The 14,668-nt window shown below is 31.5% G+C and carries 14 protein-coding genes and 1 riboswitch; of the genes, 6 read left to right on the top strand and 8 right to left on the bottom strand.

The window, feature by feature from the left end; all coding sequences use genetic code 11:
- Positions 1 to 16: 16 nt before the first annotated feature.
- The gene (locus Q0P94_RS03305) at positions 17 to 1,033 is read right to left on the bottom strand and encodes a cobalt-precorrin 5A hydrolase (RefSeq protein ID WP_295113778.1); all 1,017 of its coding nucleotides are present in this window, start codon (positions 1,031 to 1,033) and stop codon (positions 17 to 19) included.
- Positions 1,030 to 1,983 (bottom strand): cobalamin biosynthesis protein, encoded by a 954-nt coding sequence (locus tag Q0P94_RS03300; RefSeq protein WP_295113864.1) that lies wholly within the window; start codon positions 1,981 to 1,983, stop codon positions 1,030 to 1,032. The genes Q0P94_RS03305 and Q0P94_RS03300 overlap by 4 nt, the downstream gene beginning before the upstream one ends.
- Positions 1,984 to 2,126: 143 nt before the next feature.
- Between Q0P94_RS03300 and Q0P94_RS03295 the strand changes: the two genes are divergently transcribed.
- Together Q0P94_RS03295 and Q0P94_RS03290 are read left to right on the top strand one after the other, a co-directional pair.
- Positions 2,127 to 2,609: a DUF2299 domain-containing protein gene (locus tag Q0P94_RS03295; protein WP_295113776.1), complete on the top strand. Its 483-nt coding sequence runs from the start codon at positions 2,127 to 2,129 to the stop codon at positions 2,607 to 2,609.
- Between the two features lie 630 nt (positions 2,610 to 3,239).
- Positions 3,240 to 4,403 (top strand): Cdc6/Cdc18 family protein, encoded by a 1,164-nt coding sequence (locus tag Q0P94_RS03290; protein ID WP_295113774.1) that lies wholly within the window; start codon positions 3,240 to 3,242, stop codon positions 4,401 to 4,403.
- Here Q0P94_RS03290 and pyrB read toward each other — a convergent pair.
- Together pyrB and hisG are read right to left on the bottom strand one after the other, a co-directional pair.
- A complete protein-coding gene (gene pyrB / locus Q0P94_RS03285; protein ID WP_295113772.1) occupies positions 4,396 to 5,331 on the bottom strand; it encodes an aspartate carbamoyltransferase in 936 nt (311 codons plus the stop codon). The two genes, Q0P94_RS03290 and pyrB, sit on opposite strands and share 8 nt — an antisense overlap.
- A gap of 9 nt (positions 5,332 to 5,340) precedes the next feature.
- Positions 5,341 to 6,201 carry an ATP phosphoribosyltransferase gene (gene hisG / locus Q0P94_RS03280; RefSeq protein ID WP_295113770.1) on the bottom strand — a complete coding sequence of 287 codons (861 nt, stop codon included), beginning with the start codon at positions 6,199 to 6,201 and terminating at the stop codon, positions 5,341 to 5,343.
- Positions 6,202 to 6,442: 241 nt separating this feature from the next.
- On the opposite strand from hisG, the gene Q0P94_RS03275 reads away from it, so the two are divergent.
- Both Q0P94_RS03275 and Q0P94_RS03270 read left to right on the top strand, forming a co-directional pair.
- Positions 6,443 to 6,649, top strand: a complete 207-nt coding sequence (locus Q0P94_RS03275) for a histone family protein (protein ID WP_295113768.1) — start codon at positions 6,443 to 6,445, stop codon at positions 6,647 to 6,649.
- A gap of 41 nt (positions 6,650 to 6,690) precedes the next feature.
- On the top strand, positions 6,691 to 8,007 hold the full coding sequence (locus Q0P94_RS03270; RefSeq protein WP_295113766.1) for an amidohydrolase family protein: 1,317 nt from the start codon (positions 6,691 to 6,693) through the stop codon (positions 8,005 to 8,007).
- Here Q0P94_RS03270 and tfrA read toward each other — a convergent pair.
- The gene (tfrA, locus tag Q0P94_RS03265; RefSeq protein WP_295113764.1) at positions 8,000 to 9,643 is read right to left on the bottom strand and encodes a fumarate reductase (CoM/CoB) subunit TfrA; all 1,644 of its coding nucleotides are present in this window, start codon (positions 9,641 to 9,643) and stop codon (positions 8,000 to 8,002) included. The genes Q0P94_RS03270 and tfrA overlap by 8 nt on opposite strands.
- Before the next feature lie 239 nt (positions 9,644 to 9,882).
- On the opposite strand from tfrA, the gene Q0P94_RS03260 reads away from it, so the two are divergent.
- Positions 9,883 to 10,257 carry a DUF120 domain-containing protein gene (locus Q0P94_RS03260; RefSeq protein ID WP_295113762.1) on the top strand — a complete coding sequence of 125 codons (375 nt, stop codon included), beginning with the start codon at positions 9,883 to 9,885 and terminating at the stop codon, positions 10,255 to 10,257.
- A 43-nt stretch (positions 10,258 to 10,300) separates the two neighbouring features.
- Positions 10,301 to 10,431, top strand: a riboswitch (FMN riboswitch).
- A gap of 43 nt (positions 10,432 to 10,474) precedes the next feature.
- The gene (gene ribB, locus Q0P94_RS03255) at positions 10,475 to 11,158 is read left to right on the top strand and encodes a 3,4-dihydroxy-2-butanone-4-phosphate synthase (protein WP_295113760.1); all 684 of its coding nucleotides are present in this window, start codon (positions 10,475 to 10,477) and stop codon (positions 11,156 to 11,158) included.
- On the opposite strand, the gene Q0P94_RS03250 is transcribed toward ribB, so the two are convergent.
- The 3 genes from Q0P94_RS03250 to gatA all read right to left on the bottom strand — a co-directional run bounded on the left by Q0P94_RS03250 (position 11,159) and on the right by gatA (position 14,666).
- Entirely contained in the window at positions 11,159 to 11,578 is a 420-nt protein-coding gene (locus Q0P94_RS03250; RefSeq protein WP_295113758.1) for a hypothetical protein, read from the bottom strand.
- Entirely contained in the window at positions 11,578 to 13,071 is a 1,494-nt protein-coding gene (locus tag Q0P94_RS03245; RefSeq protein WP_295113756.1) for a DJ-1/PfpI family protein, read from the bottom strand. Before Q0P94_RS03245 ends, Q0P94_RS03250 begins: the two co-directional genes overlap by 1 nt.
- Before the next feature lie 266 nt (positions 13,072 to 13,337).
- Positions 13,338 to 14,666 (bottom strand): Asp-tRNA(Asn)/Glu-tRNA(Gln) amidotransferase subunit GatA, encoded by a 1,329-nt coding sequence (gatA, locus tag Q0P94_RS03240; protein WP_295113754.1) that lies wholly within the window; start codon positions 14,664 to 14,666, stop codon positions 13,338 to 13,340.
- Between the last annotated feature and the right edge of the window lie 2 nt (positions 14,667 to 14,668).

Below are 14,668 nucleotides of genomic sequence, written 5' to 3'. Positions count from 1 at the left end.
TACCTTTCTTTATTTATTAAACTTTTGATATGGCAATAGATATAGTAACACCATCATAAGATGTTTTTTTATACACTAATTTTGAATCATAACCTGCTGTTATCAGTGCTGATGGTTCACAAACGCCATAAATTCCGAATTTTGACCTGACAAATTCTGATTTTTGTATATCATTAGACTCAAATAATTTCAATTTTTCCAATTCAACAAAATTAATGGGGATATTTAAATTTTCAGATAATTTCAACATTCCCAGTTCATCTTTTTTAATTTCAGCAGAAGATAAGCAGTTAATTCTTGAAATATGGATATTTAAATCATCTATAGATTTTTTTAATCCATTATAAAGGTCATTACATGACTTTCCACGTTTACAGCCCAATCCTATAACAATCTTGCGTTCCTTTAAAATTAACTTATGATTTTCCAACAAGACATGTATTTCATCTGTATTGATTTTTTTAGAATGACTAATGCAAACATCAATTTCAAAGGGATTTTTATTCAAATAATCATATAAATAATCAAAATTTTTATTTGGATTCAATAAAAATGTAATCTGTTTTCCTTCCAGAATGGATTTGTTGAAAAACAGGATTTCTTTAGTATCATCTATGCCCAGGTAAAGATCACGTGCAATCACATCAATGCCCAGTTTTTTGTTGACATCAGTTGATGTTGTGATTACAGGTGTTGCATCTATTAATTCAGCAATTTTTTTTGTCAAATCATTTGCTCCACCCAAATGTCCTGATAATGTTGAAATTACAAAGTTTCCATTATCATCAATATTTAAAACAGCAGGATCAGATATTTTTGATTCAATAAGAGGAGCAATTGATCTTATCAGTATTCCTGATGCCATGACTGCAATTATAGCATCATATTCATAAAACAATACTGGAAAATGATTTTTGACATTTTTATGATATAAATCTGTTTTTATTATTGTGGAATCCGCATCCAACTTATCTTTTAAGACAGATGATAATTCATAACCTTTATCCGAAACTGAAATAATTGCAATTTTCATAATATCACTTTAAATATTATTAATAATACTAAAACTGTTAACGTAAATAATGAAATTGATAATTTAGACAATTTTACTGCCTTTTCAATGTCATCAATTTCAATTTCTTTGTTTTCATCACCTAAGATGTATGTTTCCTTTTTGACTAGTTTAATGTTTAAAGCTCCAGCTGTTGAAGCCATAGTGTAACCTGAATTAGGACTAGGACAATTTCTGGCATCTCTCATCATTATTTTAAAACTGTTTTTTCCATCTAATTTTAATATATACGATGAAATAACAACATACAGACCTGCAATTCTTGAAGGAATATAATTCAGAATGTCATCAACCTTTGCGGGGAAAAAACCAATGTCTTTTAACTCATCGGTTTTATAACCAACCATTGCATCAAGAGTGTTGCAGGCTCTATATAAAACAGGTATTAACAAAAGCCAATATAATGACTCATGTACTGGATTGAACATTATTACTAATACAAATATGAAATAGTAAAAAATTGGTGCAACATATGAATCAGTGATGTTTTCAGTCAGACTTTCAATGGTTGCTGAAACAATGAATCCTTCTGTCAGTTCATCAGTGTTTCTGCTGACAAGATATGATACAGACTCTCTTGCCTTTTCTAAGCTTTCATTTAAATCATTTTTTACATCAATTGCTGTTTGAAGAAGCATATTGATTGAAAATGAAGAGGACAGCAGTATTGAAAATACAATAAATAATAATATTGAATTGATTTTACTAATAAAATAAATAAAATATAATATTACACTTGAAACAATACATGTGCTCAAAAGCAGCATAAGACCTGACAATTTGTTTTTTATTTTTATAAAAATATTTTTAAAAAAATTTATTATTGATCCAATAATTACAACAGGATGAATCCTTCCTGGAAGTTCACCAAATATAACATCAATTGCAAGTGAAAATACAAAAGTGAATATAATAAATAAAAATAGGTTTAATGAATTGAAACTTCCTATTTTAGCAAAAATAATATCATAAATAAATTTATTATATTCAATCATACTTTATATTATATATAATAAAAAAATATATAATTTATTATTAAATTTAAGATGATAATATGACTTTTGAAGATGACATTAGAAACTGGTTAATGGACGAAGAATGTTTGCTTGAAAAAAAATTTGATGAAAATGCCGATTTTCACTACATTATTGAATTTCCAAAGGAAAACATAATGGATGTTGTAAAACCTGTTGGAAAGGACTGTATTATAATTGCCTGCGCTACACAAGTTGCACAGGAACATGCTAATTTGATGGTTGCATCAAATCCTGAAACAAGAAGAAATTTCATATTGGATTTGCAGTTTGGTCTTAACAGTTATCTTGTTGATTTTGAATTGAGCATCAATCAGGATATTTTACAGCAATTTGTTGTAACTGATACTGTTTATGAAGATGGATTAACTAAAAATGAGCTTATGAAAACAATTAAACGTGTTTTTAAAGCTAAATTACATTGTATTTTCCTAATTGATAAAACTTTTGGCTCTTTAATGCCAAATGTCCAACCTTCTAATCAGAATGATATGTTTGTTTAGTGAGGGAGAGGTGCATTTCAAGTATAAACTTTTCGAAGGTATTTTAGAACTGAAGAGGTATATTTCAACTGTAAACACTTGAAATTTATCTTTTCATTTTGCTCTTTATTTCTAATTTTAATCTTATTTAATGATTTTTTTTGAATTTTGCAAAATATTATCAAATTTTCATTTTCTTTACACTTGAAACACATGTCTCGAAAATTGATTTTTGGATGAAATATCTTTCACTTGAAATACACCTCTCTCACTCTCTATCCTTCGAAATATTTTTTTTTCAAAATTTTCCTTTATATCGTCATATCCAATTTGAAATCTTTTGTTTTCATGAGATTTTTACACTTGAAATCATTATATTATATTTGAAATTGTACTATTTCATGTTTTATTTTTAAATAGATTTAAATTGATTTTTTGATATATTAACTATTTTAAAGCTTTATTTTGTTAAAATAATTATTCATATTTATCCATATAATTTTTAGCCAATTTATTTTTCAGTTTATTATGACAATTGTGATAACAAACTTTATTTATGATACTTTTTATAAATTAACACTGGAAATACTACTTTCAGTTTTTTTCTAATTTTTACTTAAATTCATAATATTAATTAATACTGGTGTAAATATGTCAAATATTTTTGATGAAATAGAAAGGGATGATACTAAGGGTGTTGTTATTTTTAAAGACAAAAAACCTTTAGATCACAGATTTTTACCTGAAAAGCTTGTTCACAGAGAAGAACAGATAAGGCAAATAGCTAAGTATTGGGTTGATGCCTTAAATGAAGTAACACCCTCTAATGTGACTCTTTATGGTAAAACAGGGACAGGTAAAACTGCAGCTTCCAAATTCGCTCGTGAACAATTGATTGATGCTGCATCAAACAAAAATGTATTTGTTAAAGTTGAATATATCAGATGTACTGATTATACTACAGAGTACCAAGTTATTGCTCAGTTATGTCAAAAACTTGGAAGGGATGTTCCTAATAGAGGATGGACAAAAGGAGAAATTGTCAATACATTCAGGGATATCTTCAGAACCAATGCATTTGGAAAAAAGTTAATTTTAATTGTTATTTTAGATGAAATCGATATATTGCTTGATAAAGACGGTGACGGAATATTATATACCTTAACAAGAACTGATAATGTTTCAGTTTTATCAATCAGTAACTATCTAGACTTTAAAAATTTAATCAAGTCAAGGGTTACAAGCAGTTTAAATGACAAAGAAATTGTATTCCCACCTTATGGTGCAGACCAGTTAAGTGATATTCTAACTGAAAGGGCAGAATTGGCTTTTAATGAAAACGTTTTAGAAAATGATGTTATTCCATTGTGTTCTGCTATGGCAGCTAAGGAGGAAGGTGACGCAAGATATGCTCTTGACCTTCTTAAAAATGCTGGTGAATTGGCTGTTTATGATGATTCACAAAAAGTTACCAGCGAACATGTCAGAATAGCTAAAGACAGAATAGAACACAATAAAGTCACTGATATTATTCAAACATTGCCTTTACAACAGCAAAGGGTTTTAGAAGCAATTTTAAATTTAACAAAACAAGATGAAGAGATAAGCTCTGGAAAATTATATGATGAATATAAGGAGATATCCAAAAAAGATGCTGTTACCTACAGAAGAATTTTTGATTTCATTAATGAACTTGAATTATTGGGAATTATTTCCACAAACACTGTTTCACGTGGTCGTGGAAAAGGAAGAACCAATATCATCAAGTTGCAGTGTAATGTAAATTTACTTGAAGATACCCTATTCTCTATTTAGGGTTATTTTTTATTAATGTCTTCAAGATTGCCATTCTTACAGGCACTGCATTAAATGCTTGAATGAAATATTTGTTGTATTCAGTGTCGTCAACATCAGTATCTATTTCATCAATTCTTGGTAATGGATGCATTACAATGACATCCTTGCCTTCAAGCATTTTTTTATTTATTATATATGCTCCTTTTATTTTTAGATAATCATTAATATCCCCAAAACGCTCTTTTTGAATTCTGGTTACATATAAAACATCAACATCATCAATTATGCTTTCAATATTTTCGACTTCTTCATAATCGATATTGGTTTTATCCAGATCATGAAGAACTTCCTGAGGCATTTTAAGTTTTTGGGGTGATACCATGTATATTTTGACATTATCGTACAAACATAAAGCATTTGAAAGTGAATGTACTGTACGTCCGAACTTCAAATCACCAATTAAAGCAATTTTTAAATTGTCTATTTCTCCTATTTCTTTTTTTATTGTATATAAGTCAAGCAATGTTTGTGTAGGGTGTTGGCCGGCACCATCTCCTGCGTTTATCACAGGAACATCAACAATATCAGATATGAATTTGGATACTCCCTCAAGTTCATGTCTGATTACCAGTGCATCGCTGTAACCTTCAAACATTTTTGCTGTATCTGCTATGCTTTCCCCTTTGGACACTGAACTGGATCCACTATTTTCAAATCCAATACATTCTCCATTTAAACGTTTCATGGATGTTTCAAATGACATTCTTGTTCTTGTTGAAGGTTCAAAGAACATTAAACCTAAGATTTTACCTTTTAGTTCTTCTGAAATTTTCCTTGACCTGGCAATATCTTCCATTTTAGTGGCTTCATCAAGAATGTAGTCAATGTCTTGCCTATCAAAATCTTTTATGGAAATTATATTTTTCAATTTAAAAATTCTAATCACCTTGTCTAATCATATTATTCTTTCAATAGGTACAACTAGAATATCTTTTGCACCTGCATTCCTTAATTTATTTACTAAATCAAAAACCTCATCTTCGTCGATAACAGCTTGAGCTGCAACAGTTTCCTCATCTGATAATACGTCTGATATTGTTAAACCACCCATGGACGGCATGACGTCTTTGACACCATCCAAGTCTTTTGTTTTAACATTCATCATCAGTAATTTTTTTCTTGCAGCTTCAAGAACACCTTTAATACTGGTGCTTACAGAATCAATTAGTTCATTTTTTGATTCCATGCTTTGCCTATTGGCAATGAGAACTATTGAACTGCTGAGTAATGTGTCAACAATTTCCAGATGGTTCATTTTTAATGTTGTACCTGTACTTGTCAAATCGGTTATTAAATCAGCAACACCTATAAATGGAGCAGCTTCGGTAGATCCACTTAATTTAACAATTTTCAAATCCAAATCATTTTTTTCTAAATACTTCTTTGTTAATGTTGGAAATTCTGTAGCTAATGTCATTTCAGGTGTAATGTCCTTGATTGATTTTATATTTGAATCTTCAGGAGCCGCCAAGACAAGTCTTGTTTTTCCAAATTTCAAATCGAGCAACTCAATAACGTCAGCTTCACTTTCTTTGATTAAGTCAATACCGGTAATTCCTATATCTGCTATTCCATCTTGCACAAATTCTGGAATATCGGATGCTCTTGCAAATAAAACATCAATATCCTTGTTAAAAGTTTTAGAGATTAATTTTCTACTTTCTCTATCTTTCAATCCTAATCCTGCTTTTTCTAAGATATCAATTGAAGGTTCACTTATTCTTCCTTTGGAAGGAACAGCAATTTTTATTTTCATCATAATCTTTCCAATTTTTTATATGATTATATTTTATAAATCTTTTTATTTAATACTTTTTTTAAGATTATAAATTATTAATCATTATTAATTCTATTTATTTTAATTATTTATTCTTATTTTATTAATTAATTATAATTTAAGCAAAATATTTAAATATTAAGTCATATTATAATGTATATTTAACTTACGATTAATTGATTAATCTTAAGTTTTTAATAAATTTTACGAGGTGAAAAATATGTCTGAAATACCAAAAGCTCCTATAGCTAGAATCATCAAAGAAGCTGGCGCAGAAAGAGTAAGTGAAGATGCAAAAGCTGAATTAGCTGCATACGTAGAAGAAGTTGCTCGTGAAGTTGCTAAAGAAGCTACTCAAGTTGCTAAAATCGCAAAACGTAAAACTATTAAAGCTGATGATATTAAATTAGCTATTAAAAACTTATAAATAAGTTTTTAACTACTTTTTTTATTTTTTTAGGTGTTATTATGATGGATAATACTATATTGATTAAAAATGCATTAATTTTAAATCCTAATAATTTTGTAAATAAAAAACAATCTCTTTTGATAAAAAATGATATTATTTCTGAAATTTCCGATGAAATCGATGAGGATAATGTAGATAAAATAATAGATGCAAACGGAAAAATTTTACTTCCGGGATTTGTAAATACTCATACTCATTTATCCATGGCATTATTTAGAGGTTTAGCCGATGATTTGAGTTTGGACAGTTGGTTGAATGATCATATATGGCCTATGGAAGCAAATCTTAATGGAGACTATTGTTATATCGGAGCATTATTAGGTGCTGTTGAACTAATAAAATCAGGAACAACTACCTTCAGCGACATGTATTTTTATATGGAGGATGTCGCCCGTGCAGTGGATGAAGCGGGAATCAGAGCAGTTTTATCATATGGGATGATTGATTTTGGAGATGCTGAAAGAAGAGAAAATGAAATAAAAGAAAATATTTCATTATACGAGAATTGCAATGGAATGGCAAATGGAAGAATTAAAGTATTTTTCGGACCTCATTCACCATATACTGCATCAGAAGAATTGCTTATTAAGGTTCGTCAGTTAGCAGACGAATATAATATGGGCATACATATTCATGTTTCTGAAACTGAAAAGGAAATTAATGATATATTGGATGAAAAAGGCCTTAGACCTTTTGAATATTTGGATAAAATTGGATTTTTAGGTCCTGATGTTGTTGCTGCTCATTGTGTATGGTTAAGTGATAATGAAATTGAAATTATCAAGAAAAATAATGTTAAGGTTTCACACAATCCGTGCAGTAATATGAAATTGGCTTCAGGTATTTCTCCTATCTCTAAATTGATTGAAAATGATATTTGTGTAGGCATAGGTACTGATGGTGCCTCTTCAAACAATAATTTGGATTTAATTGAAGAGCTCAAAACCGCAAGTTTGCTTCAAAAGGTTTCTACACTCGATCCTAAAGTTTTATCTTCCGATGAAGCATTGGCTATGGGTACAATCAAAGGTGCTGAAGCTTTAGATCTTCAAGATCAAATAGGTACTATTGAAGTAGGTAAAAAAGCTGATATTATTTTAATAGACACTAATTCGGCTAATATGGTTCCTAACAGCTCAAATTTAAGTTCCAACATCATTTACTCCGCAAACGGTTCCAATGTGGATACTACAATTTGTGACGGTAAAATATTAATGGAAAATAAAAAATTAGTTGTTTTGGATGAACAGGAAATTTATGAAAAAGCCAGAAAAGCAATTGAAGAATTGAAAGAATTAAAAGAAGTTACTATCTAGCTTCAAATTCTATTTTATTTTTATTTATGATAATACTCTTTTTCCATTCATCTGAACTTTCAGGATAATCAGACCTGAAGTGAGCACCTCTGCTTTCTCTACGCAATATTGCTGATTTTACAGTTAAAATACAAATTTCAACCATATTTATTACTTCAAGAGCTGTTACCAATTCTGTATTATACTGATTTTTCTCGCCGACATCCAGATTTTTCAATTCCTTTTGCATTTTTAGAAGTTCTTTTAAGGCTTCATTCAAGGTTTTTTCCTCTCTGACAATAGCTACTTTTTCCCACATCAGATTTTTAATTCTATTTTTAAATTCTTGAGGTTTTATTGTACCTTTTTTAATCAGGTTTTCGATTCTTGACGCTTCTTCTTTGACCATTTCATCATTTGTTTTAAAGTCGCTTTCTTTAGCTACTTTTGATGCACTTTCACCGGCAATTTTTCCAAATACCTGCGTATCAGCAAGAGCATTACCTCCTAAACGGTTAGCTCCATGAACTCCTCCACAAACTTCACCTGCTCCAAATAAATTGTCAAGAGATGTTGATGCATCTGTATTGATTTTCAATCCTCCCATGAAGTGGTGTGCTGTTGGAGCGACTTCTATAGGTTCGTGTTTGATGTCAACTCCTACATTTTCAAACTGCAGTACCATTGTCTCCAGTTTTTCTTCAATGTAGTCATCATCAAGGTGTGAAATGTCCAGATAAACTCCGCCGTTTTCGGTTCCTCTTCCTTCAATAATTTCCTGATATATTGAACGGGCAACCACATCACGTGTAGCCAATTCCATTTTTTCAGGAGCATATTTGGACATGAATCTTTCCCCATCTTTGTTTATGAGTTTTCCTCCTTCAGCTCTTACAGCTTCAGTTACAAGAACTCCCTTTTTTGATTCCGGTGTTACCATACCTGTAGGATGGAATTGAATTTGTTCCATATCAACCAGATTCGCTCCGGCTCTGTAAGCTATAGCATATCCATCTCCATTTTTTTGGAATGTGTTTGAAGTTACAGGGTATAATTGACCAGCTCCTCCGCTGGCCAATATTGTAGCTTTTGCCTGGAAGAAAATCAAACTGGAATCTTTTAAATTGAATCCGCATGCACCTATTACTTGTGTGCCTTCGCATACAAGAGATGTTATCATTACTTCTTCAATACATTCTATATCTCTTTTAATGATTTCTTCTTTAAGTGCATTTAATAATTCTGCTCCTGTTCTGTCTCCTTGATAACATGTTCTTCTGAAAGATTGCCCACCAAACGGTCTTTGGTCAATTTCACCAGATTCCTGACGGTCAAATAAAGCTCCATAATTTTCTAAATCTATCAATCTTTTTGGGGATTCTTTTACTAATATATTAACGAGTTTTTCATCGTTTAAATAACTTCCACCTTTTAAAGTGTCATGTATATGTGCTTCTATTGAATCGTCTTTGTCCACGGCTTTAAATACAGCATTATATCCGCCTTCAGCCATTCCAGTACATCCTGATCTAAATGAAAGACCTTTTGAAACTATGAGAGGCTTTAGACCAGCTTCATCAACTTCTATAGCTGCTCTTGAACCTGCCCCTCCAGATCCAATTATTAATACATCTGATGAGATAGTTTGTATTTTCATTTCCATTACCCTGTAAAAAAATTTGTAATACTATTTATATTTTTGATACTTAAAATAAATTTCTTAAATCTTGTTTACTTTAACTTTATTAACATGAAAATAAATTAAATATGTATTATACAATGGATATCATATCAGTCAATAATTTTATTATTAATCGAAAGTATTGTTATTTTAACTTTATGTTTGATAATATTGAATGAATTTTTATTGTATCTACTTTAATTAGAGGTTATTTCATGAAAATTGATGGTGAAGTTACAACAGGTTTGGGAAAGGCGGCATATTTTTTATCACAGGAATTCTATACTAGGGAGTTTAAGAAGAATTGCGGTTTTATTCCATTTCCGGGAACATTGAACATTGTTGTTCCGGAAAAATATCTTGATGAAATTAATAAAATCAAGGACGATTGTGAAGACATTATTAAACCTGATGAAGGTTTTGGAGCTGTAAAATATATTGATGCTATTTTGGAAGATAAGATAAAAGGAGCAATTGTTTTTCCTGCAAAAACCACTCATGAGGAAAACTATCTGGAATTTATCTCAGAAAATAAGTTAAGGGATGAATTAAATTTGAAAGATGGGGATATCGTTTCTCTGGAATTTTGATTTTTACCACAAAGTATTTTATACATGATTTATATATTTGATAATACGTTCTCAGGGCGGAGTGAAATTCTCCACCGGTGGTGATTTTTATATAAGTCCACGAGCACAAAAACATGTGTTGATTTGGTGAGATTCCAAAACCGACGGTGACAGTCCGGATGGAAGAGAAGATAATAGTTATTTTTAGCCCTGGTTCTAGTACTAAAGGAGTGTTACTATGAATCAAGAAACAAACTTAGATGAAGCTTTAGAAGCTATAAGAAATGGTGAATTTGTATTAGTTTTTGATGATGATGATAGGGAAGGAGAAGTTGATATGATTATCGCTTCTGAATTTGTAACCCCTAAATCCATTGCAACCATGAGGAATGATGCCGGCGGTCTGATTTGTAACTGTCTACATGCTGACTATTGTGATGCTATAAAATTGCCTTTCATGGTTGATATTATGAAAGCAGCTACTGAAAAATATCCAGAGCTTGCTGAACTCGCTCCAAATGATATTCCTTATGATGAAAGGTCTTCATTTTCAATATGGACTAACCACAGAAAATCTTTTACCGGTGTTACAGACCATGACAGAGCTATGACCATCAGTGAAATGGCTTTAATGATGAAAGAAGAAAGATACGATGAATTTGGAGCTACATTCAGATCTCCTGGTCATGTATGTCTTTTAAGAGGGGCTGATGGGTTAGTTAAAAATAGAAGAGGACACACAGAAATCGGGCTTGCTTTATGTGAACTTGCCGGTGTTACTCCTGTTTGTGTAGTTTGTGAAATGATGGACGGTGAAACCGGACAGGCTACTTCAATTGCCGATGCTCGCAAATATGCTGAAGAAAACGGATTGGTCTTACTTAGGGGCGAAGACGTTATCAATAAATATTTGGAAGAATAGCTATTTATTTAGCATATTCTTTTTTTTATCTGCAATATAATTTGCAATGAATTCAGTAATCTGTTTTACTTTGTATGAATTGTAGATGCTGAATGCAACATACCTACCATCATTCATTTTAATTTCCAAACCATCCCTTATTTCTTTTGACATGTTTATTTCAGTCACTTTCAGCCAGGGAATTCTTAAGGTTTTACTTTTAAGAGCTTTTTCAAAGTGAATTCCATCATCTTTGAATTTCACGATTTTAACAACACGTCTGTTCATGTCTGAAGCTATCTGAATATCTCCATTTTCATCAAATATGTAATCGGGAATCATGCAATTGGCTTTCCAGCCCTGTTTCATCTTTTTTAAAACGTGTGCTCTGTCTTTTTTTGTAAGTTTAACGCCTGTTTCTGGACTTAAATTAAGAGCCATTATATCACTTTATTTTTAATTTCATCAAATGAGTATATTTTTTCAAATTCAACTTCACATGCCATATTGATTATTTCATCAATGTTTAAGTTCTCTTCAATCAAGTCAAGGGCATGTTTTGTAAATAATTCATATCTGATTTCAACTTCCGGAATAAATCCTCTCATATCTGCTGATTTTAGTTTTGGCAGTTTCAAAACATTTTTGACTTTTGTATTTTCTCTAATATATGGTACCACGGTGTCAAATATATTATCATTGTATACCTTGTTGAGGAGTACCGCTTCAACTGTAACTCCAAGTTTGTCCAACATGTTTGCATGAGCTACTATGTCAACTGCTGCGGATTCTATTCCTCCCTTATTGACTCCAGTTGCTAATATCATAGGAATTTTTGATGACATTGCAATTTCGGCTGCGGAAAATGGAACTTTTTCATTTAAAAGTCCTGTAAACACGCTCATAACACCTTCAATCAACACGATATCATAATCTGATTTATTCAATTGTTTTATTGTAGATTCTATGTCTTTCCAACCCAAGTGTCCAATTTTTATTGATGCGAAATCTTCCATTTTTCCTTTTGTTAAATATAGTCCAGGTATAATATCTCGAACATCAGGACCTACTTTCAGAAGTGCAACCTTATATCCTCTTTTTCTGATGGCTCCTGCAAGTCCGGTTAGTATGAAAGTCTTGCCGGAATCGGATCCATTACTTCCAATCATCAGGTATTTTGGTTTTGTGCTTGATTTTATTTCAGGTACTTTGATGTCAGTGTGAATTCCCACTTCGCTTAGTAGATATTTTTTCACTTCTTTGTTTCTATTGTAAATTTTATCGAGGTTTTGTATATCTATTTGTTCTTTTAGATTTTCTACAAGAATCGGATTTTCATCTAATATTCCATGAATCATTGTTCCGATAACGTTCCCGTCATCGTTGCATGCTCCTGAAAATATGTTGTACTCACCTTTTTTGTTTGTATCTCCATAATTCATTCTTTGAACTTGTGAATAGAATAATGGCTTTGCATTACCTTCAATCTTACCGTAAGTATGAGTGTGAAATCCGTTAACATCTTCAGTCTGGTTTTTAACTAGAAAAGAGTTATCATACACTTTGGCCTTTACCCTGTCACTGGTAATCAACGGTGAAAAATCAACGTCTATCAGTCCCAGGCCTTCTTTAATTATTGGCACAGGTGATTTCCTGCCGATGTCTATCTGATTTGACAGCAATTGAAAACCGGCGCATATTCCAATAACAGGTTTTCCGTCACGAGCCATTTTCTTTATTTCAGTGTTTAAATCCATGTTTATATCGTTAGACTCAATTAATGTTCCACCAGGAATTATTAATGCATCCAATTCTTTTGAAGCTTTATTTCCATTAACAAGTCCATTTTCTTTAACAATATCTGTTGGTAGATTTCCAAAATCTTCAAATCCTGGAACTGCTCCACTAACATAAGCAAGTCCGATTTTTGTCATAAGAATAACCTCTTATTTATTAGTTATATCTGATAAGTTATAAAATTTTAGAGGTCTATTTCAAGTGAAAAAAATTTATGAGGATGTTGCATGAAATTATAATTTTTTAATTTTATAAATCCATTTCTGCAATTTTCGAGAGATTTTATATAGAAAAAACAGTGATAAAATTAGTAAATTTTCATAGAACATAAAAAAGAAAAAAATATAAAAAATTAAAATCAATTAAAAATTTTGTGTAACATTCCATTAATAAAAAAAAGAAATTATTGAGTGTTTTCGAATACACTCATTGCTTTAATAATTTTCAGGTCATCCAATGGTTTGGCCTGGATTTGTAATCCTACTGGAATGCTGTCCACTTCACCAGCTTTTATGCTTCCTGCCGGAATACCTGCAAGGTTTGCAATCACTGTTAAAATATCGTAGGCATACATCTCCATAGGTTCTAATTCAGTGCCTATTTCGTGAGGAAGTTTAGGCACGGTCGGACCGACAATCAAATCAACATTTTCAAGCATTGAAGTAATTTCTCCCCTAATCACTGATCTTGCTTTCAATGCTTGTTTGTAGTATTTACCACTGAATTCTGCTTCTGCAATATGTGAACCTATTTTGATTCTTCTTAAAACTTCTTCTCCACATACTTCTTCTATTCTGGATCCGTAGTCTCTTCCGTCATATTTTCTTGTAGCTGAGAAGAATTCTACATAGTTAATTAAGTAATATGTTGGTAAACATAAGTCAATGTAATCGAAACTTACTTCAACAAGTTCTGCTCCTGCATCAACTAGTTTGTCAATAGCCTTATTGACTGTTTTGTTAATTTCATCATCTGTAATGTCAATAAATTCTTTACATACAGCTATTTTCATGCCTTCAAGGGATGTATCTTCCAATACTTCAGTAAAGTCAGGTTTATCCCAGTCTAATGTAGTGCATTCAGTTTCGTCATATTTTGCAATAGTATTCAATGCTAAAGCTATTCCACTTACATCATTAGCTAATGGGCCGATTTGGTCTAAACTCATGGATAAATCAAGCAATCCTTGTCTTGAAACAGCACCGTAAGTAGGTTTGAATCCGACAACACCACAATGGGATGCAGGGTTTCTGATAGATCCGCCAGTATCTGAACCGATTGAAATATCACACATTTCTGCTGCAACAGCCGCTGCACATCCTCCACTGGAACCTCCCGGAATTCTTCCCATAGCCGCAGGGTTTTGGGTAGGTCCGTAGTATGAAGTTTCAGTTGAACTTCCTGCTGCAAATTCATCCATATTTAAAATACCGATGATTATTCCGTCTTCTGCAAGTATTTCATCTACAACGGTTGCATTGTAACTTCCAATATAGTCTTCCAGGGTTTTGGAAGCCGCTGAAATAATCATGTCTTCAACATTAATGTTTGCTTTAATACCAAATACTAAACCAGCTAAAGCGCCAACTTCTTCACCGTTAGCAATTTTTTCATCAATAGCTTCTGCTTGTTTTAATGCATTTTCTTTGTTCAATTCAATAAAAGCATTAATTTCTTCATTATTTTCATCGATAACTTTAATGAAGCCTTCAACATTTTCTTTAGCTGTCATTT

It is taken from the genome of uncultured Methanobrevibacter sp. (assembly GCF_946184425.1).
Lineage (GTDB): Archaea > Methanobacteriota > Methanobacteria > Methanobacteriales > Methanobacteriaceae > Methanocatella.
This window is presented reverse-complemented; position numbering and strand designations above follow the sequence as displayed.

What these genes read in the sequence shown, in the direction of transcription:
- Q0P94_RS03305 (WP_295113778.1), bottom strand. Translation starts at nt 1,033, where the DNA reads ATGAAAATTGCAATTATTTCAGTTTCGGATAAAGGTTATGAATTATCA.
- Q0P94_RS03295 (WP_295113776.1), top strand. Translation starts at nt 2,127, where the DNA reads ATGACTTTTGAAGATGACATTAGAAACTGGTTAATGGACGAAGAATGT.
- Q0P94_RS03290 (WP_295113774.1), top strand. Translation starts at nt 3,240, where the DNA reads ATGTCAAATATTTTTGATGAAATAGAAAGGGATGATACTAAGGGTGTT.
- hisG (WP_295113770.1), bottom strand. Translation starts at nt 6,201, where the DNA reads ATGAAAATAAAAATTGCTGTTCCTTCCAAAGGAAGAATAAGTGAACCT.
- Q0P94_RS03275 (WP_295113768.1), top strand. Translation starts at nt 6,443, where the DNA reads ATGTCTGAAATACCAAAAGCTCCTATAGCTAGAATCATCAAAGAAGCT.
- Q0P94_RS03270 (WP_295113766.1), top strand. Translation starts at nt 6,691, where the DNA reads ATGATGGATAATACTATATTGATTAAAAATGCATTAATTTTAAATCCT.
- tfrA (WP_295113764.1), bottom strand. Translation starts at nt 9,643, where the DNA reads ATGAAAATACAAACTATCTCATCAGATGTATTAATAATTGGATCTGGA.
- Q0P94_RS03260 (WP_295113762.1), top strand. Translation starts at nt 9,883, where the DNA reads ATGAAAATTGATGGTGAAGTTACAACAGGTTTGGGAAAGGCGGCATAT.
- ribB (WP_295113760.1), top strand. Translation starts at nt 10,475, where the DNA reads ATGAATCAAGAAACAAACTTAGATGAAGCTTTAGAAGCTATAAGAAAT.
- Q0P94_RS03250 (WP_295113758.1), bottom strand. Translation starts at nt 11,578, where the DNA reads ATGGCTCTTAATTTAAGTCCAGAAACAGGCGTTAAACTTACAAAAAAA.
- Q0P94_RS03245 (WP_295113756.1), bottom strand. Translation starts at nt 13,071, where the DNA reads ATGACAAAAATCGGACTTGCTTATGTTAGTGGAGCAGTTCCAGGATTT.
- gatA (WP_295113754.1), bottom strand. Translation starts at nt 14,666, where the DNA reads ATGACAGCTAAAGAAAATGTTGAAGGCTTCATTAAAGTTATCGATGAA.